We start from the raw sequence: 25,544 nt of genomic DNA, 5'->3' as shown, positions 1-25,544 counted from the left end.
TCGCACCCCCAAAGATTCGCAACGTTGCCAAGCGCTACTGATCCAATAAATTCGAACGGATCAAGAACCGTTTGCCTTCCGGGGCTTCCACCGAGAAGCCTGCGCCACGGCCGTCGACAACATCTAAACACAGCCGAGTATGTTTCCAGACCTGAAACTGTTCAGCGGATATCCAGAACGGTAGCGTCTGACCTTCGCGGTCAGGTCGGTGGCCTTCACCTGGCGGGCCGGACATCTCGAACGTGCCCAGTAAAACGTCTGAGGCGCCCGTCTTAAAATCTCCGATCGGGAAACACATCGGCGAGGAGCCATCACAACATCCGCCTGACTGGTGAAACAGCAGGGGACCATGAAAAGCCCAAAGCTTTTGCAACAGCTCAAAGGCAGATCGAGTCATCGATACCCGGGAAAAATCTTCTCCGCTTATTTCTGGGCGGGCGACCAAAAATATCTCTGGGTCCGCGTTCTTCTCGGCAGTGTCGCTATGTGACGACATGGTGCCCTCCTTTCAGGGTATGCTTCACAGAAGCGTTGACCGGGCCCAGAACGCCACAGCATCCGCAGGCCCGGTCTTGTTCACTCAGTTGCTTTCGCTCGCGTTTAGAAGAAACCTAAAGCGGAATCGGAATAGGACACCAATAGGTTCTTCGTTTGTTGGTAATGCTCCAACATCATCAGGTGCGTTTCGCGTCCAATACCGGAGGACTTATACCCGCCAAAGGCCGAGTGGGCCGGATAACTGTGATAATTATTCACCCACACACGGCCCGCTTGAATATCTCGACCAGCCCGATAGGCTCTCGTACCATTCCGCGACCACACGCCAGCGCCCAAACCGTAGAGCGTGTTATTTGCAATCGAGATTGCCTCGTCGTAATCCGCGAAGGTCGTGACAGCGACGACAGGACCGAAGATCTCTTCCTGGAAGACACGCATATCATTCTTCCCTTTAAAGATAGTGGGTTGGACATAGAACCCCTCCGCGAGGTCTCCCTCCAGTTCAGCACGGCCACCGCCTGTCAGGACTTCCGCGCCTTCCTTAACTCCAATGTCCAGGTAAGACAGGATCTTCTCGAGCTGATCATTGGAAGCCTGTGCACCAATGACCGTGTCCGAATTGAGCGGGTCACCGTGACTAATGCGCTGAGTGCGAGCTACCGCCTGCTCCAAGAAGTCATCGGCGATCGATTCCTGCACGAGCGCTCGAGACGGGCAGGTGCAGACTTCGCCCTGATTGAGTGCAAAGAGCACAAACCCTTCTTGTGCTTTGTCGAAGAACGCATCATCGGCAGCCATCACGTCCTCGAAGAAAATATTTGGGGACTTACCACCTAGCTCCAGGGTTACGGGGATAATGTTTTCTGACGCATACTGCATGATGAGTCGACCTGTGGTGGTCTCGCCGGTAAAAGCAATCTTTCGAATCCGCGGATTCGAAGCCAATGGCTTACCGGCTTCCAGCCCAAATCCATTGACCACGTTGACGACCCCCGCAGGCAGCAGGTCCCCAATTAACTCCAACAGCACCAGAATCGAAGCCGGAGTTTGCTCAGCTGGCTTGAGCACGACAGCGTTTCCTGCTGCCAGCGCTGGAGCCAGTTTCCACACCGCCATCAACAGCGGGAAGTTCCAGGGAATGATTTGCCCGACAACGCCCAGCGGTTCGTGAAAATGATACGCGGTGGTGTCATCGTCAATTTGGGACAGCCGACCCTCTTGAGCGCGTATCGCCCCTGCGTAATAGCGGAAGTGGTCAATCGCCAAGGGAAGATCTGCGTTTAGGGGTTCTCGGATGGCTTTACCATTATCCCAGGTCTCAGCCACCGCAAGCTCTTCAAGATGTTGCTCCATCCGGTCCGCGATCTTCAACAGAACTCCGGCCCGTTCGGCCGCCGAGGCTTTGCCCCACGCTGATGCTGCAGCTTGTGCCGCATCGATCGCGACGTCAATGTCCTCCGCGGTTCCGCGAGCGACCTCGGTGAAGACTTTGCCGGTCACTGGAGTAATATTCTCGAAGTACTGACCTTTGACTGGTGCAACCCACTCGCCACCGATGTAATGGTCGTATCGTGATTTAAATTCCACCAGCGCGCCAGGCTGGCCGGGGTGTGCATATTGTGTCATCCTGACCTCCTAAAAACGGGAGTCCGTTGTTACGGTTACTCTTCAGAGACTCCTTGAATATGATCCTAATCACATGCCGGTTGCAGGCGGGTTGCAACGCATCCCGTCGATTTCACCAGTGCGCTCGAGGTTCAAGACAATTTCCGTTCGGCGCGGATGCTGCTCGGGCAGAATTTTGAGTGCAAGCATCATGACTTGCTCGTCTTCCTCGTCGTGACACGTATCGAGATACTTCAGCACTTGCTCGGCATTGGCTCTCTCCAGAACGAGCTCTCGTAACCACGTCGCCACTCGATGGCGCACCTCAAATACCCCCGGCGCGCCACTCTCTGGCAAGAACGATTGACTGCCGAAACCCAACGCCTGGTCAAGATCACCAGAGCGCAAGGCGTTCCATAGTTCCACGACATCAAGCTCCAGCGACGCCACAAGCCGATAGGGTCGAGACTCGACTTCAACAGCAAGCGCCGGTCGCGCAGCTAGGAATTTTCGCAAGCGGGTCATTTCAGCGCGCACCGTGACCACGTGCTCACCAGAGCCGAAAAGTTGCTCACTCAGCTCTTCCGCGCTCATGCCTCGACCGCGCTGATGTGCCTCCCAGCACAACAAGAAAAGAATTTCCGCATGACGTTGGCTCAGCTCTACGGCATTTCCCGCACCATCGACCAGCAAGGGCTTGGCTCGGCCGACCGCACTCAGTGTCGTGGGCCCAAGCCCCGCCTGCACCCCACCGTGATAGAGACACGTTGGCATGCGGTCCGCGTAGAGCTCTCGCAGGTATCCTTCGCAAGCTAATCCGGTGGCTTTCATCAACGCCAGCGCATGCCCGGCAACGGCACGATCACCGCCCGTAATGTCCAGGGCCCCTAAGATCTTTCCGGTAATCGGGTCGCGAACAGGGACTGCGGTGCACGAGAAGCATTGGATATGGAGGGCAAAATGTTGTGTTCGTGCCACTTGAACCGGACGTCCGGTGACTAAAGCAACCGCAGGGGCGGACGTGCCCATGCTTTGCTCCGCCCAATTGGCGCCAGGACCGAAGGATAGATCCTCCGCAAGAGTCCGCGTGTGGTGGTCGCCCTCCACCCAGAGTAAGGTGCCGGCGTAATCGACGACGGCCACAATTAACCCTGACTCAGCCACGGAGTCCGTCAACACACTCCGCACCATTGGTAACAAAGCAGCAAGGGGGTGGTTTCTTCGATAGTCATCCAACTTCAGCCCGTCGTAGAACAACGGGGCGTCAGTCGACTCGGCGTCAAGAGAATGAGCGCGAGAGCGACGCCACGAGGCTTCCAACTCCGGAGGTAGCCCGCGGTAACTCGGACCACCGCTTGCGACCAGTCCTTCTCTCATCTGAGACCCACCTCAAAGAAGAGCGCTTGAATGTGATCATCATCACATACTCTAGGTGAGCCAAATACCCCTTGACAAGACCAACTCCCAGATCGAGACAGGTGAAGCTAGTTGGCTGTACTGACCGGACACGTTATTCGATGGACACGTAGACCGACTCCTCCACTGACCCTCTAACCAATTCGAGACGTCGGGAAATCTAGCTACCAATATCAGTAGCGTGAGCCACCAGACATTATCCTAAGGTGAGTCACTGCACCTCAGACGCTCAAGGATGGCCCCATCTATGGCTTCACCGACCACATTGTCGTCGAAGAAAACCGTCACAACAGTCTTCGCCGTTGGTTTGATGTTGTTCTCGATGTTTTTTGGGGCCGGGAACCTGATTTTCCCGCCCATGCTCGGTATCGAGTCCGGCGATCGGTTTGCGCCTGCAATCACCGGCTTCCTGGTGGCCGGCGTGGTCCTACCGGTCATCACGATCATTGCTGTCGCAGTGTCTGGTTCCGGCGTCAGGGATATGGCCTCTCGAGCTGGCGTCATTTTCGGTGTCATCTTCTCAGTGGTTGTCTATCTCTCCATCGGTTCGTTTTACGCCATGCCACGCGTGGCAGCGATCGGTTACGAACTCGGCATTGAATCCACCTTTGGACTATCCGGTACAGGCTGGCGCGTGTTCTTTACCGGGCTCTTCTTTGCCGTCGCGTTCGTCATTGTGCTATTCCCAGGCAAGGTGGCCGACTCCTTGGGTAAAGTCCTCACCCCCGCCCTGCTCATTCTGTTGACCGTGATGACCATCGCCGTTATTGCGTCCATGAATAATCCCCCGGTAGCTCCCACCGAGGAATACGCTTCCAGCCCGCTGATCGCCGGAATTCTTCAGGGCTACTTCACCATGGATTCCATTGCCGCTCTGGCATTCGCCATCGTGGTGGTCTCCAGCTTCGGCGCTGCTGGCATAACCAACCACAAGAGAGTGGTAAAGCTCAGCGCAATCTCGGCCTGTATCGCCGGCTTCTTCCTCATGCTGGTTTACCTCGGTCTGGGCTTTATGGGCACGCGCATGCCGAATAAAGAAAGTTATTCCGATGGCGCAGAAATTCTGTCCAGCGCGTCGAAGCTGACTTTGGGATTGACCGGAGACATCATCTTCTCCGCTGTGGTTCTGCTGGCATGCCTGACCACCGCGGTTGGTCTGATTGCTGCCTCAGCGTCGTTCTTTGAAGAACTACTCCCCCAGCTGTCCTACCGTAGCTGGGCAATGATCTTCACCGTGATCGCATTCACTCTTGCTAATCTCGGCCTGGAACGCATCCTGACGTTCTCGACACCCATCATCGGACTGATCTACCCACCCGCAATAGCCTTAATCGTCACCAGCTTGGTCCACCTGCTGGTCCCGCGTCGCCAGTTACCACTGACCTACCGCACCGGTGTCTATGTCGCGCTGATCTTCTCGGCCCTTGATCTGATCGTGTCCAACAATCTGTTCGGTGCTGAGGTCCTGGCCGAGCCACTGGCGATCATCCCGTTGTTCTCAGCGGGACTGGGATGGATGGTCCCCACCGTCGTGGCAGCAACCATTGCCTTCATCTTCGATATGCAGCGCGGCCTGACCCGAGATGATGACCTCGTCTCAGGAGAAATCCGCGACCCTCTCCAAAGAGATGAGACGCCATCGTCCGACACGAGCCAGGCACTGAATCGCTCCTAGAGGCTCGCCTTTGACGCAAAGACCCTGTTCACAAATCGATGACATGAGCGGGGCTCGGTCGTCTTATTCCCAGTTAGCCCCCATCCTGCCGAGTTCTTCCCTGCAATCCGTGACATGTCGAACGTGGACCCTTTGTTTGAGGATGAGCGTGATTCCGCTACTTCCCTTTATGTGCAACGAAAAAGCCCGCCAACTCAACGAGTTAGCGGGCCTAGGGTGGAGACGCCGGGAATCGAACCCGGGTCCGATGTGAACTTCAGTAGGCTTCTCCGTGCGCAGTCTGTTCTGAAGTTTTATCGACCTCGATCGTCCCACAGACAGGCGATCGTTCAGGTCTAGTCGGCTTCAGGTCTTCGTTGATTCCCCCGACAGGGTCAACGAACAGTGGCTATCTAATCGACGCCAGACACCGGGCCGATAGCATTCCCGGGCTGACGGACTCGATCACTGATTAGGCAGCGAGAGCGAAGTCAGTGCGCTTAGATTCGGCACTTAATTGATTGCAAAGGGCGTTTACGAGATGACTTTGCGTCCTCGGCACGCTTCCCTTACCTCAACTCACATCGTCGAAACCGATCGTCCCCTCTTCGATTATGTTCCACGAAATCGTGGATACACCAGAATAACCCGTCGAAAGTCCGCCCGCAAGTCACGCGAGCTCCCTGATTGCCCGGGAGCTGTGTTCTTCTGCAAAGAGCTAAAACTCCAACGCGGAGACCCCGCGCCGGTTGGCTTGCCGCATCGCTCGTTGTGCCTCACGCGCATCTTGCTGCTCACGAAGTGCTTGGCGCTTGTCAAAGTCACGCTTACCCTCGGCAACGGCGATCTCTACCTTGGCGATACCATTCTTAAAATAGAGCTTAAGTGGCACAATGGTAACGCCTTTGTCCTGGACAGCGCGCTCAAGCCGATTCAATTCTGCACGGTGTAGTAGCAATTTTCTCCGGCGTCGCGATGCATGGTTCGTCCAAGAACCGTTGAGGTATTCAGGAATGTAGACCTGTTCGAGGTAGAGCTCACCATTGGTAAACTGGGCGAACCCATCACCAATCGAGGCTTGTCCCTCGCGTAGTGATTTAACCTCAGTTCCCATCAGAGACAGCCCGGCTTCATAGGTATCTTTGATCGTGTAGTTGTGACGAGCTTTCCGGTTCGAGGCAACAACCTGGCTATTGGGGTCAGGTGTTTTTTTCCCGTTCGATTTCTTCGCCATCGTCAGCCTCACCTCTTCCCCAAGATCTCGTTGAACATACCGGGCACATCTTGTCGATCAACCCAAAAATTATACACGTCGGCCCTCTCCGAAGTCATCTAACGGGTCAGAGAGGGTCGCGACGTGGAAATAGTTAGAGCAAGCCCTCGGGGTCAACCGCGGTCCCGTCTAACAGCGTTTCAAAGTGCAAATGGCACCCGGTGGAGTTACCGGTTGTGCCGGTATAACCGATGACGTCACCCTGGTTGACCTTCTGACCTGGACTGACGACGTAACGGGTCATGTGATGGTACTTTGTGGCCAATAGCCGACCGTTAACCTGCCCGTGCGAAATGACGACGCGACGACCCGAGGTCCACACGGCCCAGTCAGCGTTCATGACCGTGCCGGACGCGGCGGCCTTGATCGGTAGACCACAGCCACCGCCATAGTCGATTCCGGTGTGAACGTATCCGCCAGCTCCTCCATAGTCAAAAGTTCCGGCTGGGGTGGGACGCCACCCAAATCCAGAAGTCTGGTAGGTATTGAGGGGAGGAACCAGACCCCACGCCGAGGAACTGCTGGAAGGTTTCGAGGATCCCGAGGAGCCCGATGATTTGGACGACTCGTTGGCCGCAGCCTCTTCTGTGACTTTTTGGTCTGCGTCACGCGAGGCCTTAGAGGCTTCTTCGGCCTTTTTCCGTGCTTCTTCAGCCTCCTTGCGCTGACGTTCCGACGCCTTAGCGGCCGCTGCTCGTTCCTCTGCTTCACGAGCCTTACGTTCCGCTTCTTCTGCTTCCTTGCGTTTGCGTTCAGCCTCTTCGACTGCCTCTTGGTATTGGCCTTCTAAGTCCGAGGTTGCTGATTCTTGATCGAGCAACTCCCGCTGACGCTGAGCGATGTCTTCGTTCACCGAAGATTGCTCGGCGCGGTTCTCGTCGATCTGCTTCTGAATCTTCGGACGTTCGGCCTTCAGTTCTTCCGTGAGCCGCTCGGTGTCGGACACCATCGTGTCCAACTCCTTCTTTGCGGCTCGAGCCTCGTCACGGGCTTTTTCTTCAGCTTCGAGAGCTTCCTCGGCCTGTGCCTGTAGCTCTTCGATTTCTTGTTCCACACCGGCGAGACGTGCGTCCGTATTACGGTCGGTGGCTGCCTGCTGGGAGGCCTGGGAAGACCGTGAGGATTGGATGCGTAGCGCCTGCTGAGTCAGTCCCATAGTCTCGGGCAGGGAGGAATCAGAAACACCGAGCATAAACGACAGATCTTGCGAGACCCCGCCACGCCGGTAGGCCTGGTGGGCAATCTGGCCAACTTCCTCGCGCGCTTGTGCAACCTGTTGTTCCGAGTCATCGATCTCGGCCTGAATTTCCTGACGACGTTGCTGGGCTGAGGTCAATCGACTCTTGAGCGACTGCACTTCATCCACGGCAGCTTGCACTCGAGACTCTGCGTCTTCAACAGCCTGTTGCGCACCGGGCAACTGCTCTTGCAACTCGTTGAGCTCCGTGACCTTTTTCCGGATGTCCTCATCGAGCCCTTCCAGGTTGGCATTCAAGTCGCCCCGGTCAGACTCCAGTTTTTGCTTTTGGCTTTCCAAATCCGACAAGGAATCAGACAAGTCTGATTCCTGCTGACGCGATTCGTCCAGCTGCTGTTGCAACTCATCGACCTTGTCCTGCGCATGGGCTGGCGCGATACTGCTGACTGTCAGCACCGCCATCAAGCCAGTCGCAATAACACACAGAGGTAGCCGGTTACGGCTCATGAAAAGTACTCCTTCACGGAACGGGGGAAGACGAAGGACTCAAGCAGGCCACTGCCGAGCTAGACCTTGAGGTATCGCCGCAATGTCAACCAGGACGAGACCGCAGCCAGAACCACGGCAATCACTATCAACAATGGTATGAGAACGAGGGCATCTTGCCCGGATATAAAGCCAGTGTCTGGATATTGGGTGGCCAACCAGTTACCAACAAAGAACTCTGCCAGTGCCCACGTCGTCACCGATGCCAGCACCGCGCCAAGGACCGCCGCCAACACACCTTCTGCCAGAAACGGGAGTTGGATCATGGATTTGGAGGCGCCGACCAAGCGCATAATCCCGGTCTCGCGTCGGCGGGAGAAGGCGGAGAGCCGGATGGTGGTCGCGATCAAAAGCGTTGCTGTCACCAACATCACCACGGCCAGTCCGACCGCAACGACTGAGGCGATGTTCATGATTGCAAATAACGACTCCAGCAATTCTCGCTGATCTGAGACCTCCTCAACGCCCGGCATATTGGCGAACATCTCGTTGATCACTTCGTATTGTTCGGGGTCTACCAATTTCACCCGGAATGATTCCGGGAGCTGGTCAGCCGTGACTACCTCAGCCATTTCGGAGTTGGCAAACTGCTCTTGGAAAATCTCCAACGCCATCTCTTGAGACTCGTACTCGTAGCTGTCGACATACTCTGCTGCTTGCGGCGATTCGAGCTGGTCTTCAATGGCCTGGCGTTGTTCATCGGTCACCGCGCCCGCCGAACAGGCCGCCGACAGGGAATTTTCGGTACACAAGAAGATCGCCACTTCAACCCGGTCGTACCAATAGCCCTTCATCTGGTTAATTTGTTGCTGAAGGAGACCGGCGGCTCCGACGAAGGTCAGGGACACAAAAGTCACCAGAATGACCGAGATGACCATCGAGAGGTTTCGGCGAATACCAGAGAAAGTCTCGCCGAAAATAAACCTAACTCTCACTGCTGACCCTCCTGGACGATCTGTTCCTGAACTGCCTCACCGCGCCGTGTGGCACGACGTGGCATCGGCTGGTCATCTCCATAGGCCTGCAGCTGGCGCTCGTGTTCAGGACTAATGGAGGGAGAGTAACCGCCTTCGGCTTCATCACGCACAATACGACCATCCACAAGTTCCACCACACGCTTTTTCATCGAGTTAACGATGTCGTGATCGTGGGTCGCCATCACCACGGTAGTGCCGTTCTGGTTGATCTTGTCCAGAACTTCCATAATTCCCCAGGACGTTTCGGGGTCGAGGTTACCGGTGGGCTCATCGGCCAACAGAATCGCCGGGCGGTTCACAACCGCACGAGCAATCGCCACGCGCTGTTGCTCACCACCGGATAGCTCGTGTGGCATCCGCTTCTCTTTCCCCGCCAACCCCACGGTCTCGAGCACATCGGGCACGTTTTGGCTGATCAAGGCATTACGTTTGCCTAACACTTGCATTGCAAAGGCCACGTTGGCAAACACGGTTTTGTTCGGCAACAACCGAAAGTCCTGAAAGACCACGCCCAAACCGCGTCGCAGGTGAGGAACCCGCCAGCTCGGCAGTTTGGCGACGTTTTTTCCTGAGACGTAGACGGAACCGGAGCTTGCACGTTCTTCTCGCTGGACCAGTCGGATAAAAGTTGATTTACCGGATCCGGAGGCACCAACTAAGAAGACGAACTCACCGCGTTCTATTTCAACGGTCACGTCTTCGAGTGCTGGTCGCGAGGTACGGTGATAAACCTTCGTGACATCTTCGAATCGAATCATGTTCTACTCCGACCGGGCAGAATACCCGCCGGCGGTGTGGCCTAATCGGGGAAGTCTTCCAGCGCCGGCCCTTCAAGAATAGTCACGAATTGGTAACCGTTGTGGGAGGCTGAGCCATGAGAGATGCTGTGTCGCCGAAGTCGATTAGTTCTCGTCCTCGCCGTCATGCCGGTCACCGGCACGCCACCGGATGCCAGCATCGATAAAGTCATCAATTTCGCCGTTGAAGACCTTGTCGGGGTTACCTTCCTCGTGCCCGGTCCGCAGATCTTTCACCATCTGATAGGGATTGAGCACATAAGAGCGCATTTGATCACCCCAGCTGGCTTTTACGTCACCGGCGAGTTCTTTCTTCTTGGCATCTTCTTCCTGCTGGCGTAGCAACAGCAACCGCGACTGCAAGACCCGCAGGGCAGCAGCGCGGTTTTGAATCTGAGACTTCTCGTTCTGCATCGACACCACGATCCCGGTGGGAATATGGGTCATACGCACCGCAGAGTCGGTGGTGTTGACCGACTGACCACCAGGGCCTGAGGAACGGAACACATCGATCTTCAGCTCTGTCTCGGGAATCTCCAGCGAGTCATCGGATTCAATCACCGGCACGACTTCAACCGCGGCGAAGGAGGTCTGTCGACGTCCCTGGTTGTCGAAAGGAGAAATACGGACCAAACGGTGCGTTCCGGCTTCAACCGATAACGTTCCATATGCGTATTCAGCATTGACCTCAAAAGTTGCCGACTTCATCCCGGCTTCTTCTGCATAGGAGGTGTCCATCACCTTGGTCGGGTACCCGTGGCGTTCGGCCCAGCGCAAATACATTCGCATCAGCATTTCGGCGAAGTCGGCAGCATCCACACCACCGGCACCAGAGCGAATAGTCACCACCGCCTCGCGCTCATCATATTCACCGTTGAGTAGCGTGACAGTTTCTAGCTGGCTAAGTGCATCGCGGATGCTGGAGAGCTCACTGGCCGCGTCATCCAAAATGGCCGGTTCTGACTCTTCCCTGGCCAATTCCACCATGACTTCGAGATCGTCAATGCGTGATTCCATGGTGGTCAACCGTTCCAGTTCGTGCTGACGCCTCGAGAGCTTGGAGGTGATTTTTTGAGCCTCATCAGGGTTGTCCCATAGATCAGGTGCCGCAGCCTGACCGGATAGCTCCTCGACGTCAGCGCGAATCTGCGGCAAGTCGGAGACTTCCGCAATCGAGGCATAGGTAGAACGTAGACCCGCGATCTCAGCGGGGAAATCAATTTCAGCCATGACCCTCCAAGCCTACGTCATCTGAGCCGGAGGGCAGAAAACGACTCAGCGTTGCAGACTGGTGCGAGCGCTGGACTCTGCGTGAACCTCTACCCCATCGGGAAGAAACCAACTCACCACCGGGACCTCCGCCTGTGCAGTCAACTCCACCACCACTGTATCCCCGCCAAGGACTCGGACATCGACGACGTCAAGGTCGCCGAACCGCTGGTAGGCCCCCGAAGAATTGAGATAGTCTTCAACCCGCCCCCGGGCCGACCGGGCATTGAGTCTTGGCGTTTGGGTTACCACGCTGTTGCTATTGGGTTCTGAGATGGCAGGTGCATCAAGACGAAAGTCGGCGGCCGCCACGGATGCCACAGTGTCGGCGGTCGATAGGAGCTTGCGCGACTGGAGATTGACCTGTGTGATTGCCAAGATCGTGACCGCACAGGACAACAAGACGGCGCATATCCCCACCAGCAAAATGCTGGTCTGTCCTGAATCTTCGCACATTCGGACACGCCATCGAGCTAGTACCTTACTCAAATTCACCCACTTGATAGTCAGCGACTGAGTTCAACGTGGCCACGCTGGTCGGGTTACCTAAGATACTGGGAACCAGCGGAAGACCCACACTAGTGGATATTTCGATCTGCGCTAGTGAGCCCGGAGCGGTGCAACTGTCTGGTGAGCAGTGAATGGCGACGGTAATTTGGTCTGGATCAACGCCGTAATCCTCCACGGTTCGCTCAATGCTGGCTCTGGCTCGTTGCTCGCCCTGTTCATCGTCCGAAGCCTGCGCAAGCATTCTCACGCCCTGATCAGCCGCTGCAACGGTGGCGTAGCCGGCGGATTGGATCTGGGCGATGAGTACTAAGAAATAGATCACCGGCACCAGTAGTACGGCAGCAAGTACCGTGAATTCCACGGTCGAAGACCCCTCATCGGCGCGATGGTCGCATCTATTGGGTGAAGCTATACGCATGGCCACTCACCTCCCACGTGACAGGAGCGGCGACGAACCCAACCATGGGAATGCCGTGCTCGACGGTGATGGTAATCAACTCCGCTCCATCACCACCGGGTACTGCGGAAACCTGAGCACTCACCTGAGCCTGCGAAGCCCCCGGTATCGACTCGGTCAGTAGCGTCTCGGCCCGCTCCACGCCGTCGCTGACGGACTTATCAGCTAGCCCCGCATAACGGGCGCCTGCTGAGGCCGCGTCAATCATCGTATTGCGCGTGTGAATAATGACCGCTAGTTGCATGATCGAAACCATCAGCACCGCAATGACGGCGATGATCATGGTTGATTCCGCCACGGCGGAGCCACGCTCACGTCGCAACGAGCCGATGGATTCCCACATCTTAGTTTGTTGAAACTTGATCGATCGCCTGGTTGAAGAGGTCTGCCAGAGCCGGGCCGGCAAGTGCCAGCAGGCCAGCCACCAGCACAGCCGACATCAGGGTAATCATCACCCAGCCTGGAACATCTCCTCGTTCATCTCGTCCCAGGCGCTGGAGTGAATTGGACATCCAGATCATCAACGTGATCAGGCTCTTCATAGTGTGTCTCCTTCTTGTCGTGACTTACTCGTCGTGGATTTCTGGTCATTTGTTTTTTGGGGGGTGATCTAGTCTGTATTGCTCGAGACTCTCAAACACCGAGGTTCAATAGCGAGAGGCCCGGGTAGACGGCAAAGAGGACTGTCAGGGGCAGGATGCCGAAGATCAATGGGGCCATCATGCCGATCTCTTTCTTGCCCGCGACTTCCATCAAGTTTCGTTTCGACATCTCACGGACATCATGGGCTTGTGCCCTTAAGACCTGCGACAGCGGAGTACCGCGTTCCAAGGCCACCAAGAGCCCAGAGATGAATCGTTCGACGGCCGGTATCTGGACCCGGTGGTCACAGGACCGCAGGGCAGTAGCGAAGCTGGAACCGGCATGGAGATCTCGCATCACGCGATCAAATTCGGTAGCCAGCTCTCCCTCAGCGGAGTTGGCCACCCGTTCGATGGCACCCTGTGCAGTGTCTCCGGCCGATACTGACAAAGCAACTAGTTCGGTCACGGTGGGAAACTCCGCCAAGATACGGGCTTTGCGACGAGATACCTGGGAGCTGAGAACATTATCCCGCAAGAAGAAACCCAGGACGCCAAGACCAAGAACCACGATGACGCCTAGCAGGGGCGTGAGTGAGTAGTTCACGGCAAGCCCGATACTGACCACCATTCCGGCGGATGCTCCAAGTAGGGCATACATGAGTTGCTCTGTGCGATACTGTGCCACGGTCATCTCGAGGCCAGCGCTCCACAGTTTTCTCTGTAATTGGTCAGAACCGAGGTTCATCATATCCAGCAGTCTGGCCACTCGACCCAGCAACGGGGCGGCCAATTTGTAGATCGTACCGAGGACCCCACTGGGCCGAGCCGTCACCGGTGCCGTCGCAGGAGCAAATCCCCGGAGCTGAGGTTGGACGCGCTGGACTAGCGAGGGCGACCCACCTGTCCACACGACCAACATGATCAATACAAGACCGGTACCTAAAAGTGCCCCGCACCCTAAGGCCAACCAACTTGGCACGCTCATAAAACTCTCCTCTCAGCCGGAAGAGCCCCAATCCTGCGCATTAGCCAATAGCACAAGGCACTAACCACCACGCCGAACAGCAACACGAGCATGCCTGCCATCGTTTGATAAGCAGCCAACGCCTGCGGTTGTGTTGCCAAAAGTAGTAGCACGACCCACGGCGCGACCACAGCCAGACGCGCCCCGTTGATAGTCCAAGACTGTCGCGCTTCCAGTTCAGCTCGAGTTTGTGCCTCTTCACGCAAAAAGTCCGCCAAGGTCTCCAGTACTGCACCAATATCTGCGCTACCGACATCCCGGGTCATCATCAACGATGCCGCCAGCCGATCGGCTACTGGATCGGCCAGACGCTCCTTAAGGCGTGTTAGGGCACCAGAGAATCGCATTCCGGCCCGATAATCTGCGGTGAAATCTTCCAACGCGGGTCTGAGTTCTTCGGGACCGTGAATCGCCAATTGTGACAACGCCTCGGGCAACGTCAATCCGGCACGAATCGCGGACCGTAAATGGTCTACCGCCTCGGGCCATACCTCGCGCATCGTCGCTTGCCGTTTTCTGGCTGACGATTTCAAGATGCCAAATGGAAGCAGAGCTGCGAAGAGTCCAAAGCAGATCCCCAACGGAACCGCTCTCGTCAGGGCAATCATGACCAGCCCCACCACCAAAGCCAAAATGGCCGAACTAGCCACGACAGTGGGGACGGTAATGCGTTCGATCCCAGAACGAATAACCAGGTGCTGAAGTCCTGACACGCGAGAGGGCTTGCGACTCTCCTGGGCAGGCTGGGCCCACCATGACAGCCAAATCAGGAGTAGCCCGACCCCTAGGATGAGCCCGAGCAACACGCTCATGCGTTCGCGCCCATCAAAGCGCGGACGTCCATACCGTGGTCACGAAACTTTTTGCTATCCACCAAGCCGCTGGGGTTAAAAACTAGTTCGTGCTCTGGTCGATGAAAGACTGGAGCCGATTCGATCACACCGGCTTCGACACGTTGCCCGACCGCACGGATCTCAGCTATCCGTCGCTGTCCTCGGCGGTCTTTTTCACAGTGCACCACCAGGTCAAAACAACTGGTCACCGTCGGGACCACGAATTGTGAGGTGATATTGTCCCCTGCCAATAAAGGTAGCGTGCAGATTTTGGTGAGTGCATCCTGGGCACTGTTGGCGTGCACCGAGCACATTCCCGACAGTCCGGCGTTCATCGCAATGAGCATGTCCAAGCTTTCGGCCTCGCGGACCTCTCCGACAATAATCCGGTCCGGACGCATCCGCAGGGCTTCTTTTACCAGGCGACGCAACGAAATCTCACCATAACCTTCCAGATTGGCCTGCCGACACTGCATGCTCACCACGTCACGAACCGGTATCTGCAGTTCAAAGATCTCCTCAACGGTAATCACTCGCTCTCTGGCCCCGATGGCAGCGGATAGACAATTCAACAGAGTGGTTTTCCCGGCTTGAGTGGCACCGGACACCAGAATGTTCAGCCCGGCAGTCACGGCAGCCTCTAAAAACATGGCGGCTTGAGCGGTTAGCGAGCGGGTACGGACCAAATCCTGAAGGTTGTGCGCTCGAACAACGAATTTTCGAATGTTAACGGCCCAGTGTTGTGCCGTAATCTCCGGAATAACCACGTGGAGCCGTGATCCGTCGGGTAAGGCAGCGTCAACGAACGGTGAGGACAGGTCGAGTCGACGCCCCGAACTTTTCAGCATCTTCTCGACCAAGTCTCGAACCTGTTGCGCACTCAACGAGACATTGGTCAACTCTGTGGTGCCACCGCGAGCGCAGAAAACTTGGTCGGGAGAGTTGATCCAGATTTCTTCGACAGAATCATCGTCCAGCAGCCGTTGCAGCGGTCCGAAACCAGCGACAGCGTCTAGCACGGCTTTTTGAGCAACCTCACGATCGGCCAAAACCGGCACGCTGCCTGTCAGTGAACGCGCATCATAGTTCTGTGTGACGTGGTAGACGAGGTCTCGAACTGCAGTGAGATCTTTAGAAGGGTCAATATTGGATCGGCGTATCTCTTCGCGAACTTCTGTTTCCAGTATGCGCAAAGCGTCCATCGAATCATTGCTCCCCTTCAGCAACCAAAACTGTCGTCTGACATCACAAAACTGTGACCCCACTCACTGTAAACAATAAATTGAGCTGAGAAAACAGTGGTTCCTGAAATTTCTGGATAATTTATATTATCCACAGGTCTTACAAATACTCTCGACGCATTCGTACCCGGCGACGAAGATAGAACCGACCAGAAACCCATGACACACCGGATTGACGATGCTTCTTGAGCTCTTCGGACTAGCAACTCCGCAACCGCCCCGATGGGTGCTTGAAAACCTTCCCGCGGGTGGCGGTGCTGAATTGGAACAGCTGATCAGACAGCACGCAGAAGCCCAGCTACGGGACTACCAGTTGTGGTTCGAGCAACGTCGCTTGGCGGACCTCGATCACACTCAGCTCACCCAATGTTGCGAGCATGTGCCCTCGGCCGGTCATGTCCTGCGGCTGATTGCCCGGCCTGACCACGCAATACCAAAGGAACGGATAGATCATCCTGGGTTGAATCTCGTGACTACTACCGGACCTGACGCCGGGCGTCTTGTGCCGGTCACACGAGAACCATTGTCCGTGGGCCGACAGCACGCGCACTATCAAATCAACGATCCGTATCTGCTCGATCGTGATTTCAGCGTGCATCTGACGCAGCACACCACCCAGTTGACAACCTACAGCCCGCTAACACAACCTGCCGAAACGTCGCACGAGAGATCGGTTTCATCGCAGTGGCCGGCACAAGAGACTCTGTCCAGAGGGCAGACAAGTTTTCGTCTCGTCTCCCCGCACTATCCCCGGCTGCCAGAGTTAAGGGCCCCAGCCGTACTGGAGATTGATCCGGGCCCGGAGCCTCAGCCGCCGAATGTTGTGCTTCAACTGGTAATGGCAGCCAGTCCGATGATCATCGGACTGGTGATGATGGTTGTCACAGGAATGTGGTATTTCCTGCTCTTCAGCGCGATTTCGGTGATCGTCGCCGTGGTCATGATCAGTCAATATCGCGCGAAACGCCGGAAGTTTATCGCAACGATCACCCGACTATCTACCGAACAGGGACAACACCGACTGAATGAAACATACACTCCAGACCAACTGCGTTTCGCTCTGCGATCTATCGCCCCAGATCCGCTCGGGCTGCTCCGACCGCATTTAGCAACTCCAACCATCCGCTGGGGAGACGGGATCCTCGCGGTCAAGCTTGTGCGGAGTGACGCCGACGAGAAATGGGCGCAGCATACCCAAGTTCATACCGCTATCGCCCAACATCTGGCTCCAGGCTCAACCACCGTGGTCCGCGGGCTACCCGAACAGCTTGCCTCGGTCACACACTGGCTGCTGGCACAGTGCCACCATCACGCAGCGGCCACCCAACAACGTGTCTGGGTCCATACGAATTCCGAACGGGACAAGGAACTGATCGATTCCGTCCTACCATCAACAATCATTGATACGACCGGTACGCTCACTCGGGACGACCTGGACCAAAAATTCGCCCGTACTCCCCTGGTACGGATTGAACAGGTAGACGAGAACTGTCCCAGACCTCCGGCCAGCCAAGAGGTGGTGTTTGATGTTAGCGATGGCTCAGTATCAGGTCTGGGCCAAGATATCTCGCAGATCAACTTCTTTGGGATAAGTGTCACCACTTTAGATTTGGTTACTTCACGCCTACTCAGCCAATTACCGGCAACCAGGAGTCATAGCCCGCTGTTGAGCCTTCCGTCTACATTTTTTACCGCTCATAGCGCGGGAGATCTGCGGGTGGAGATCGATGCCAGAGATAGCGCCGACGCTTTAGATCTGGTCGCAGACGGACCACATGTGTTGATTACCGGCACGACCGGATCGGGAAAATCTGAGCTCTTACTGACTGTTCTAGCCCAACTAGCGATGAACTACCCTGCGGACCAGCTATCGATGGTACTCCTCGATTTTAAAGGTGGTTCCTCCTTCGCGGTCCTCGAGGACCTGCCACATGTGATGGCGGTGGAAACCAACCTCAGCGCCGGACTATCTTTGCGATCTTTGGGAGCTATCGAAGCCGAATTACACCGCAGAGAGAAGCTCTTTGCTGAGTATCGGGTCCCCGATTACTCATCGTTCCGACAGAACGTGCCCCATGTCGTCTTGCCACGGCTTGTGGTGGCCATCGATGAACTGAAAATGCTAATCGAAGACCACCGTCAAGCCCAAGATGTTCTGATCCGCCTCGCCTCCACGGGACGCTCACTGGGATTCCATTTGGTGTTGGCAACACAGCGGGCTCAGGGGACCGTGACCTCTGACGTGCGGGCGAATCTGGGCTCGGTACTCTGTCTTCGCACAGCAACAGAACAAGATTCCTGGGACCTGATCGGTGATGCCTCGGCCTATCGCATCAGCGCTTCTCAGCCAGGACGTGGGATTCTGCGTCGCGGACCGGCCGATTCCGAGATCTTTCAGACTCCTATTATGCGACTACCTTCTGAACCGGTCACGCTCACCCCAGTCTCCGCCGATCGCCCGGTGTCGACAAAGACTGTCGCCACCACGAAGTGGCCACGGGTGGTATCCATGATTACCCAAGCCCATGAACAGGCCGGTCTGTTATGTCCTGACCCCATTGTCTTGCCTTCGCTACCCGAGCACTGGAATCCTAGCACTCAGAGCACAGACCCGTTAACACCGACATCAGGCATGATCCTAGGGCTCGTCGACCACCCAACCGAACGGATGCAAGCTCCGATATGGTGGAACCCCAAGACAACTTCTTCCGAGGCAACGCCTCAGAGCGGACGAAAACCCTGGATCCTAACCGGTTCTTTAGCCGTCATCGGCGCCAGCGGATCTGGTGCCGAAAAACTGCTAGATCGGGCAGTCCCGGCGTTCTTCACCCAGCACCACCAAGGGGACCCTTCGCCAAGGATTGCCAACAAGGTGGCCCTCTTTGATGGTCGCCCCCATCGAGAAGAATCCTCAGTGGAACGAGCAATCCACATAACGGAGAGTTCTCAGAACAGATGGTCGTTCCATGCTGAGTGCACCGGTGAAGAACTCGAAGAGGCTCTAGCGACCTTGAGAGAAATCCTTCAAGCTGGCCAACAGCTCACCATCATTATTCGACATTTTTCGGCGTGGGCCTCAAGAATCCCTGGTCGAGGCTTCGAGAGTTTTGAAGACCGTTTAATGACGCTGATCCGCAACTTCCCCAACACACTGAAAATCCTGATACATGGTGGCCGAGAATTGGCCGCGGGGCGCACCGTGGGGCTGATTACCGACCGGATATATCTGGGGTTCGGCTCAACCGAGGAACACCGTATGGTCTGGCCACGGATACGTCAAGCCCCACATATTCCATATCGTGGTGTCCTCGTGGGACGAGGATGGCCTGTACAAGGCCTGGAAATTCAGCTTGCTGAATGATATTGCATGGCCGAGGCATACATGCACACGGTGGCGGCGGTAGCAACATTTAGAGACTCAGCCTGGCCATACATCGGCACCGCGATCGACTGGACGGCCAGGTGTCGCTCATCATCGCTAAGCCCTTGTGCCTCATTACCAAACATCCAGGCCGTCGGGTCGGCCAATTGTGCCTCGCTCAGCATGTCTAGTGTGGTCTGTCCGTACCCGTCAGCCGCCAATAATTTCATTCCGGTCGCGGACAGTTCGGGTGCCAGTTCTCCGATATCAAGGCGAGACAAGACGGGGAGATGAAATAAAGAACCAGCCGTGGAGCGGACGACCTTCGGACTGAAGGGGTCCACGCTACCGCTAGTCAGAAACACCCCATCAGCACCCACCGCATCGGCCACACGGATAATCGTGCCGACATTTCCAGGATCCTGTACTCGGCACAGCACCGCGACCAAATGCAACCCGGCTAAGTCAAGCTGCTCTGGCTGTTCAGGTATTGCGCAAACAGCCAAGATCGATTGCGGTGACTGAGTATCGGACATGGCTTCTAAGACGTCCTGAGAAATCTCTGCAGCATAGACATTACGTCGCCGGACGACGTCCTGGACAAGACCAAATAATGCCGGATCAGAGGATTCGAGCTCCGAGGTCCAGTAAAGTTGATCAATCACACATCCCGGTCTCCAGCTCGCACGACGCTGTGATGCCGACGGTGTCTTTGCCTGAAGTTGCCCGGTTTCTGCTTTGAGCGCTTCCCGGACGGTTTGCGGTCCTTCAGCCAGAAACAGCCCTTGGCGACGACGCACAGCAGAACGCCCCCCCAAACCTGCGACGTGTTTAACTCGATCGGATCGAGCGTTGTCCAGGAACGGGACGGGGCATTCAGTGCTCATCGGTATGCAGGTCGTTACGGTAGACGCAGAATACCAACGGACTAGCTGGCAGCCGGGGCGTTGACGTCCTCAGGCAGAGCGTTCTTAGCCTGCTCGACGATTTTGGCGAAAGTAGCTGCATCAGAAACAGCAATCTCAGCCAGCATACGACGGTCCAGCTCAAGGCCCGCCAAGCGTACGCCCTGGATGAAACGGTTGTAGGTCATTCCGTTCGCTCGAGCAGCAGCATTAATACGGGTAATCCATAGACGGCGGAAGTCACCCTTACGCTTGTGCCGGTGTTGGTAGTTGTATACATACGAGTGCAACAGCTGTTCTTTGGCCTTGCGGTACAGGCGAGAGCGCTGTCCGCGGTAGCCGGAAGCCCGCTCCAAGACGGTCCGGCGTTTCTTCTGGGCGTTAACCGCCCGCTTCACACGTGCCACGCGTATCTCCTTCAGTAGTCGATGATCGGCGGGGTCTTAGCTACACGGCCCCACCACAAAGTTGTGTGTAAAAAGAATGCTTAGATACCCAGCATTTTCCGGATACGACGAGTGTCACCCTTGGTCACCGCGACATCGCCCTTCAAACGACGAGTCAGTCGCGACGACTTGTGTTCCAGGTAGTGGCGACGGTTGGCACGCTGACGCATCAGCTTTCCGGTACCGGACACGCGGAAGCGCTTTGCGGCACCCTTGTGAGTTTTCATCTTCGGCATAGTTGCCGTTCTCCTTCGTGGTTGTGCTGACTCCCCCAGGAAGTCAGACTGAGCTCGGTGCCCTCCACCAAACTCTGTTGCCCTTCATCGCGTGATCGATGCGGGTACGGGTTCATCGTGACCGCTGAGCTAGCTCTTCCGAGGTGCCCGCGGCTTGGGCCCCGGCTTCGGAGCCTGGGAGGAAGACGTTGCTGAGGAACCCATCTTCTTCAGTTCCTCGGGCATGGCGTCTCCCACCAAATTCTTGACCTCGCGGTCCTTGGCCTGTTGCTCTCTGGCGGCCTTCGCTGCAGCAGCAGCCCGGTCGCGACGAGAGCCACCGCCAGAGCGTTGCGGTGACGACGGCTTCTTCGCGTCTTTCTTATCTCTGCGGTTACGCAACGGACCCACAACCATCACCATGTTGCGACCGTCCTGTCGCGGAGCAGATTCAACTTCGCCATACTCAGCTACGTCTTCAGCAAACTTCTCCAAGAGCTGGATCCCCAACTCTGGGCGCTGTTGTTCACGGCCACGGAACTGAATCATCGCCTTGACCTTGTCCCCAGATTTCAGGAACTTTTTGGCCCGGCCAGTCTTGGTCTCATAGTCGTGAGTATCAATCTTCAGACGGAACCGCACCTCTTTGAGTGTTGTTGAGGCTTGCTTCTTCTTCGATTGACGGGCCTTGACCGCAGCTTCGTATTTCCATTTGCCAAAGTCCATGAGTTTAGCCACAGGGGGTTTGGCTTTAGGAGCAACCTCAACAAGATCCAGATCCGCTTCGACCGCCAGACGCAAGGCGTCTTCAACACGCACGATTCCGACTTGTTCACCCTGCGGGCCGACAAGGCGGACCTCTGGCACGCGAATGCGTTCATTGATTCTAGGCTCGTTAATGCTGTTCTCCTCAAATAGTCTGTCGCAACGGCACAGGGCCACCGCGTTACCTCGCGGAATCGTGACACAAAAAATGCCTCCCTGTCAGACAGTGGAGGCTAAAACGTCACTCTGAGATGTTGAAAGCGTGACGTCTCTTCAAGGGACTGCTCAGCAATACCCTTGGCATAACCCGGAAACTCGGTATCGTCGCGATACTTCCTGCTAGCGCGGGTGGGAGCAAACCTCCACTTGTCTACCGACCTATGGTAGCAGGTCTCGCCTCGATATCCAACGCAGTCCCGGCGACCCGCGGGGTAAACCTTGAGCAATATCCATAGAGCTATGCCAAGCTTAGACCTATGACAGAACCACACTCCCACGACCACCTGTCCGACGAGCAACTCGACGACCTCCAGCACGGGGTCGAGGATCAGGTTCGCGAAATTCAGGACGTTCCTGCCGTGGAACTCATTAATACCACCGCAATCCACCTGATGACCGCAGCAGCGGTGAAATGCGGACTGGCGGACCTGCCCGATGCCGCAGAACAAACTGACCTCGATGAGGCCCGCAAGCTCATCACGGCCTTGGCCGGTCTGGTCACGGCAGCTGCCCCGGAAATCGGTGGGGCACACGCGGCTCCCCTACGTGATGGACTGCGCACCCTGCAACTCGCTTTCCGCGAGGCCTCAACCGTCCCAGATGAACACGGCAAAGGCCCTGGCGAGAAGTTTACCGGCCCCGTCTACGGTTGACTCACGCTACGAATCTATTCTCATCCCCGCTACCTACCCGGTATATACCAGGCCGGTAGTGGGCTTGAGCTAGCGTCAACTTGGCTACCGTTCAGGTTCTCGTCGGGTGATGTGGGCATTCACTGCCGGGCTAAACAATATGACTAACGCTACGGCCGCAGGGACAAGGAACGCGATGCCATACCACCAGTCAGCCGTGGAGAAGTAGTTAAAAGACAGGACAATGGCGAACAGCTCAATCACCATGACCGCTGCCCTGGTCCAGGCTTTACCTTTTACGACGCCATAGGCTGCTACGATCAACCAGATCGCTCCGATGGCTAAGAGAAAGGCGAGGAATAGCTCTGCCCCCAGGCCTAAGGTGCCATCTCCGATGTTCAGTACGGCCAGCACAGCCGAGACCGTAAGGACAAGCCCTTGGCAACCCACAATGAGGCTGAGCAACCACACCAGTGGTGCACGACTATCCACGCGATTGTCTTCGATGATGACCACCCCTGATTGTGCCCCTTTCCGGATCATTGTCTCATACCATCACGGGCCCACCGGCCTACTCTCCACCCCACGTAGGCAAACTTCAGGTGAACTAACAGGCTAAAAGGCGCACTGTCAAGAGCGCTCACTAAAAAGACGGAATGTTATGCCCCATGCCACAGTGGACGCAAATTGAGAGTGCTGTTGTGACAAATATCTCTTCAAATTTGACATTTCGGTGACTTTAGTCTCTTGCACGGAGCAAAACCACATGAAAACATTATTAACAACAGTCGACGAGCCGGTACAGGCCGGGCTCACAGCGTCGCACCCTCTCCGTTTTCTCGCGAGTTCTTCTCATTGTCTCCTCTGACAAGCTGAACTGTTTCTTACGGACAGCGGTCGCGAGCCATACCAGCAGCGAAAAGGAGCAATTCATTATGGATTGGCGTAGTAAGGCAGCGTGCCTGGATAAGGATCCAGAGCTCTTCTTCCCGGTGGGCAACACCGGTCCCGCGTTGTTGCAGATCGAAGAAGCTAAGGCAATCTGCAACCAGTGCCCTGTCATGGAACAGTGTTTGCAGTGGGCCATCAGCACCGGTCAGGATTACGGTGTCTGGGGCGGTATGAGCGAGGACGAGCGTCGCGCACTGAAGCGCCGTAAGGCTCGTGCCCGCCGGGCTTCCTAAGCCGAAGAGCCAGCACCCTTGAGAAAAGGCCCAGACCACACTTTTGAATCAGTGCCACCGAGACTGATCTTTGACCGGTCGTTTCACCGCCCTGAGCAATCTGCCAGAGCCTGAAACGACCGGTGTTTGTCTGCAGTACACGAAGGCCACGTAGGACAGGGCTCCGGAGCCCTGTTGGCCCACTTCGGTCTTTCTCACTCCTACTCAACCGGGATACTAACCCGAGCCAAGGTGCCACGACCGCCGGGGGTTGCCAGTTGCCATGAGATTGTTCCGTGCAGGTCCGAGGCCACCAACGTGCGGATAATTTGTGTGCCCAGCCCTCCGGCACTCGTCGCTGAGGTATGCTCCGGACGATCTGGACCGCGCGTGCCCTGGTAGCCGGGCCGGCCAGGACGACCCGAGTCTTCAATCTCGACGATCAGGTGCTCAACGGGTCGTGATGTGAGCTCGGTTCCGGGCAAATTTTCCGGGATTTGGGTGCTGTAGTAGGCCCGGAACCATACCGTTCCCCCCAGTTCGGAGTCGAGGCCGTGTTCCACCGCATTGGTGGCAAGCTCGTTGACGATCAATGCCAGCGGGGTGGCCAGTTCACTCGAGAGTTGCCCGAAGGCCGTGGAGATTTCGGTGTGGATGTCCCGCCCGGTGTTAGCGATGTCTACCGCCATCGTGAATTGTTGGGAGAGCAACTCGTCCATGTCGATGCGACGATCCACCGATTGTGACAGGGTTTCGTGAACCCGGGCAATGGTATCAACCCGCCCCATGGCTAGTAGCAACTCATGTTTGGCTTCCGGGGAGGTCATGCGACGTGATTGCATGCGTAACAGCGACCCGACGGTCTGCAGATTATTCTTCACCCGGTGGTGGATTTCCTTAATGGTCGCGTCCTTACCGATCAGCTGTCGATCACGATGGCGCAGTTCGGTGACGTCTCGAATGAGTAATACGGCGGCATAACGCTCTCGGTGTCGATCTCGTAGCGGGATCGACCGTATCGACAGAGACACTTTTCGAGTTTCGATCTCTGTGGTCTCCGTGCTGACACCATAAAGAACGCTAGGTAGCAGGTGGTCGGTGTGGCCTCGCGGGGGCAGGTAGTCGGTCACGACGCGGGAAAGTTGTCGGCCTTCCAGCGGTTGCCGGATTCCGAGTTTCCGGAGCCCGGACACTGCGTTCGGCGAGATGAAGTTAACGAGGCCTTGGGCGTCTAATCGAATCATCCCGTCACCGACCCTGAGATCTGACAACGATGGCCCATGGCGTTGATCGGGTTCTGGCCACAGTCCCCTGGAGATCATCATTAATAAATCTTGGGCCGACCGGTGGTAGGCCTGTTCCAGCCGGGAAGAATGACGTTGTCGCGCGAGGTTCTTGTGCACCGACAGCACGGCCAGTACCTCGTCGCCGTCGACCACCGGCCAGACCGTGACGCCAAGAGCTGCCGAGCCTTGCAGTTGTTCGGATCCGTTGACGGGGATGCCGGTGCGCAGCACCTGCATCAGCAACGGCTGAAGTCCGGTGCGTGGGGCGGAGCCGATCAGATCGCGGATCAGCGTGGTTTGGGCGGTGAAGGGGCGGGCTTGGGCTGCTGCCACAAAGTCTGCTTGGTCGGGTTTTCCCGTCGCATCCCGGGTGTTAATACTCGGGAGCCAGAGGACCAGGTCAGAGAAGGCGAGATCGGAGAGGATCTGCCAGTCCCGAGGTAGCCGGCTGACCGCGGGTGGCAGTCGCAGAGCCGCCGTATCCGGGCCAGCCGAGGCCGGTGGCTGGGCACGATCAGATCGGTCGGGGTACCGTTCGTGGTGCATGATGCCAGCCTAGCGGGACGCGACGACGCCCCGGGAACCAAGACCGAAACGCACACTGGTCAGCCCCACCGACGGGCGGGGCTGACCAGTGGTGGCGTGTCACACCGAACCGGGGCGGACTCGG

At 56.6% G+C, this 25,544-nt stretch carries 26 protein-coding genes and 1 other RNA gene; 4 read left to right on the top strand and 23 right to left on the bottom strand.

The features are described 5' to 3' along the window. Positions 1-34: 34 nt before the first annotated feature. The 3 genes from DCC25_RS00820 to DCC25_RS00810 all read right to left on the bottom strand — a co-directional run bounded on the left by DCC25_RS00820 (position 35) and on the right by DCC25_RS00810 (position 3,480). A complete protein-coding gene (locus tag DCC25_RS00820) occupies positions 35-496 on the bottom strand; it encodes a DUF779 domain-containing protein (protein ID WP_110098635.1) in 462 nt (153 codons plus the stop codon). A gap of 104 nt (positions 497-600) precedes the next feature. Then, complete coding sequence (locus tag DCC25_RS00815) at positions 601-2,124, bottom strand: aldehyde dehydrogenase family protein (protein WP_110100270.1); 1,524 nt, start codon at positions 2,122-2,124, stop codon at positions 601-603. Positions 2,125-2,193: 69 nt separating this feature from the next. Next, positions 2,194-3,480: a helix-turn-helix domain-containing protein gene (locus DCC25_RS00810; protein WP_110100269.1), complete on the bottom strand. Its 1,287-nt coding sequence runs from the start codon at positions 3,478-3,480 to the stop codon at positions 2,194-2,196. Positions 3,481-3,766: 286 nt separating this feature from the next. Here DCC25_RS00810 and brnQ point away from each other — a divergent pair, with 286 nt between their 5' ends. Next, the gene (gene brnQ, locus DCC25_RS00805) at positions 3,767-5,194 is read left to right on the top strand and encodes a branched-chain amino acid transport system II carrier protein (protein WP_183145568.1); all 1,428 of its coding nucleotides are present in this window, start codon (positions 3,767-3,769) and stop codon (positions 5,192-5,194) included. A gap of 214 nt (positions 5,195-5,408) precedes the next feature. Here brnQ and ssrA read toward each other — a convergent pair. From ssrA to DCC25_RS11255, 14 genes are all read right to left on the bottom strand, one after another. Next, positions 5,409-5,778, bottom strand: a transfer-messenger RNA (tmRNA) gene (ssrA, locus tag DCC25_RS00800). Positions 5,779-5,891: 113 nt separating this feature from the next. After that, positions 5,892-6,407, bottom strand: a complete 516-nt coding sequence (smpB, locus tag DCC25_RS00795) for an SsrA-binding protein SmpB (protein WP_110098630.1) — start codon at positions 6,405-6,407, stop codon at positions 5,892-5,894. A 133-nt stretch (positions 6,408-6,540) separates the two neighbouring features. After that, positions 6,541-8,151 carry a M23 family metallopeptidase gene (locus tag DCC25_RS00790; protein ID WP_110098629.1) on the bottom strand — a complete coding sequence of 537 codons (1,611 nt, stop codon included), beginning with the start codon at positions 8,149-8,151 and terminating at the stop codon, positions 6,541-6,543. Positions 8,152-8,210: 59 nt separating this feature from the next. Then, on the bottom strand, positions 8,211-9,125 hold the full coding sequence (ftsX, locus tag DCC25_RS00785) for a permease-like cell division protein FtsX (protein ID WP_110098628.1): 915 nt from the start codon (positions 9,123-9,125) through the stop codon (positions 8,211-8,213). After that, the gene (gene ftsE / locus DCC25_RS00780; protein ID WP_110100268.1) at positions 9,122-9,925 is read right to left on the bottom strand and encodes a cell division ATP-binding protein FtsE; all 804 of its coding nucleotides are present in this window, start codon (positions 9,923-9,925) and stop codon (positions 9,122-9,124) included. The genes ftsX and ftsE overlap by 4 nt, the downstream gene beginning before the upstream one ends. A 144-nt stretch (positions 9,926-10,069) precedes the next feature. Continuing rightward, the gene (prfB, locus tag DCC25_RS00775) at positions 10,070-11,194 is read right to left on the bottom strand and encodes a peptide chain release factor 2 (RefSeq protein ID WP_110100267.1); all 1,125 of its coding nucleotides are present in this window, start codon (positions 11,192-11,194) and stop codon (positions 10,070-10,072) included. Positions 11,195-11,239: 45 nt separating this feature from the next. After that, positions 11,240-11,689, bottom strand: coding sequence for a hypothetical protein (locus DCC25_RS00770; RefSeq protein ID WP_110100266.1), 450 nt, complete (start codon positions 11,687-11,689; stop codon positions 11,240-11,242). A gap of 25 nt (positions 11,690-11,714) precedes the next feature. Next, entirely contained in the window at positions 11,715-12,161 is a 447-nt protein-coding gene (locus DCC25_RS00765) for a TadE/TadG family type IV pilus assembly protein (protein WP_146206276.1), read from the bottom strand. Continuing rightward, complete coding sequence (locus DCC25_RS00760; protein ID WP_110100265.1) at positions 12,139-12,543, bottom strand: TadE/TadG family type IV pilus assembly protein; 405 nt, start codon at positions 12,541-12,543, stop codon at positions 12,139-12,141. Before DCC25_RS00760 ends, DCC25_RS00765 begins: the two co-directional genes overlap by 23 nt. A 1-nt stretch (position 12,544) precedes the next feature. Continuing rightward, positions 12,545-12,742 (bottom strand): hypothetical protein, encoded by a 198-nt coding sequence (locus tag DCC25_RS00755; RefSeq protein ID WP_110098622.1) that lies wholly within the window; start codon positions 12,740-12,742, stop codon positions 12,545-12,547. Between the two features lie 91 nt (positions 12,743-12,833). After that, positions 12,834-13,769: a type II secretion system F family protein gene (locus DCC25_RS00750; protein ID WP_110100264.1), complete on the bottom strand. Its 936-nt coding sequence runs from the start codon at positions 13,767-13,769 to the stop codon at positions 12,834-12,836. Further along, entirely contained in the window at positions 13,766-14,620 is an 855-nt protein-coding gene (locus DCC25_RS00745; RefSeq protein ID WP_110100263.1) for a type II secretion system F family protein, read from the bottom strand. The genes DCC25_RS00750 and DCC25_RS00745 overlap by 4 nt, the downstream gene beginning before the upstream one ends. After that, positions 14,617-15,843, bottom strand: coding sequence for a CpaF family protein (locus tag DCC25_RS00740; RefSeq protein WP_110098619.1), 1,227 nt, complete (start codon positions 15,841-15,843; stop codon positions 14,617-14,619). Before DCC25_RS00740 ends, DCC25_RS00745 begins: the two co-directional genes overlap by 4 nt. A 337-nt stretch (positions 15,844-16,180) precedes the next feature. Further along, positions 16,181-16,480, bottom strand: coding sequence for a hypothetical protein (locus DCC25_RS11255; RefSeq protein WP_158278497.1), 300 nt, complete (start codon positions 16,478-16,480; stop codon positions 16,181-16,183). 225 nt (positions 16,481-16,705) lie between these two features. Between DCC25_RS11255 and DCC25_RS00735 the strand changes: the two genes are divergently transcribed. Continuing rightward, complete coding sequence (locus tag DCC25_RS00735; protein WP_158524695.1) at positions 16,706-19,243, top strand: FtsK/SpoIIIE domain-containing protein; 2,538 nt, start codon at positions 16,706-16,708, stop codon at positions 19,241-19,243. Here the strand turns inward: DCC25_RS00735 and DCC25_RS00730 are convergent. From DCC25_RS00730 to infC, 4 genes are all read right to left on the bottom strand, one after another. Further along, positions 19,228-20,130, bottom strand: coding sequence for an RNA methyltransferase (locus tag DCC25_RS00730; RefSeq protein WP_110100261.1), 903 nt, complete (start codon positions 20,128-20,130; stop codon positions 19,228-19,230). The two genes, DCC25_RS00735 and DCC25_RS00730, sit on opposite strands and share 16 nt — an antisense overlap. A 41-nt stretch (positions 20,131-20,171) precedes the next feature. After that, on the bottom strand, positions 20,172-20,555 hold the full coding sequence (gene rplT, locus DCC25_RS00725; protein WP_110098616.1) for a 50S ribosomal protein L20: 384 nt from the start codon (positions 20,553-20,555) through the stop codon (positions 20,172-20,174). A gap of 80 nt (positions 20,556-20,635) precedes the next feature. Further along, positions 20,636-20,830, bottom strand: coding sequence for a 50S ribosomal protein L35 (gene rpmI / locus DCC25_RS00720; protein ID WP_110098615.1), 195 nt, complete (start codon positions 20,828-20,830; stop codon positions 20,636-20,638). Between the two features lie 129 nt (positions 20,831-20,959). After that, complete coding sequence (gene infC / locus DCC25_RS00715) at positions 20,960-21,676, bottom strand: translation initiation factor IF-3 (RefSeq protein WP_233487812.1); 717 nt, start codon at positions 21,674-21,676, stop codon at positions 20,960-20,962. A gap of 374 nt (positions 21,677-22,050) precedes the next feature. Between infC and DCC25_RS00710 the strand changes: the two genes are divergently transcribed. Continuing rightward, positions 22,051-22,446, top strand: coding sequence for a DUF1844 domain-containing protein (locus DCC25_RS00710; RefSeq protein ID WP_110123387.1), 396 nt, complete (start codon positions 22,051-22,053; stop codon positions 22,444-22,446). Positions 22,447-22,530: 84 nt separating this feature from the next. Here the strand turns inward: DCC25_RS00710 and DCC25_RS00705 are convergent, their stop codons facing one another. Then, positions 22,531-22,917, bottom strand: coding sequence for a hypothetical protein (locus DCC25_RS00705; protein ID WP_146206275.1), 387 nt, complete (start codon positions 22,915-22,917; stop codon positions 22,531-22,533). Between the two features lie 443 nt (positions 22,918-23,360). Here DCC25_RS00705 and DCC25_RS00700 point away from each other — a divergent pair, with 443 nt between their 5' ends. Further along, positions 23,361-23,609: a WhiB family transcriptional regulator gene (locus tag DCC25_RS00700; protein ID WP_110098613.1), complete on the top strand. Its 249-nt coding sequence runs from the start codon at positions 23,361-23,363 to the stop codon at positions 23,607-23,609. Positions 23,610-23,809: 200 nt separating this feature from the next. Here DCC25_RS00700 and DCC25_RS00695 read toward each other — a convergent pair whose 3' ends face one another. Further along, positions 23,810-25,420, bottom strand: coding sequence for a sensor histidine kinase (locus DCC25_RS00695; protein ID WP_110100260.1), 1,611 nt, complete (start codon positions 25,418-25,420; stop codon positions 23,810-23,812). Between the last annotated feature and the right edge of the window lie 124 nt (positions 25,421-25,544).

The sequence above is a fragment of the Auritidibacter sp. NML120636 genome (assembly GCF_003185945.1).
Taxonomy (GTDB): domain Bacteria; phylum Actinomycetota; class Actinomycetes; order Actinomycetales; family Micrococcaceae; genus Auritidibacter; species Auritidibacter ignavus.
This window is presented reverse-complemented; position numbering and strand designations above follow the sequence as displayed.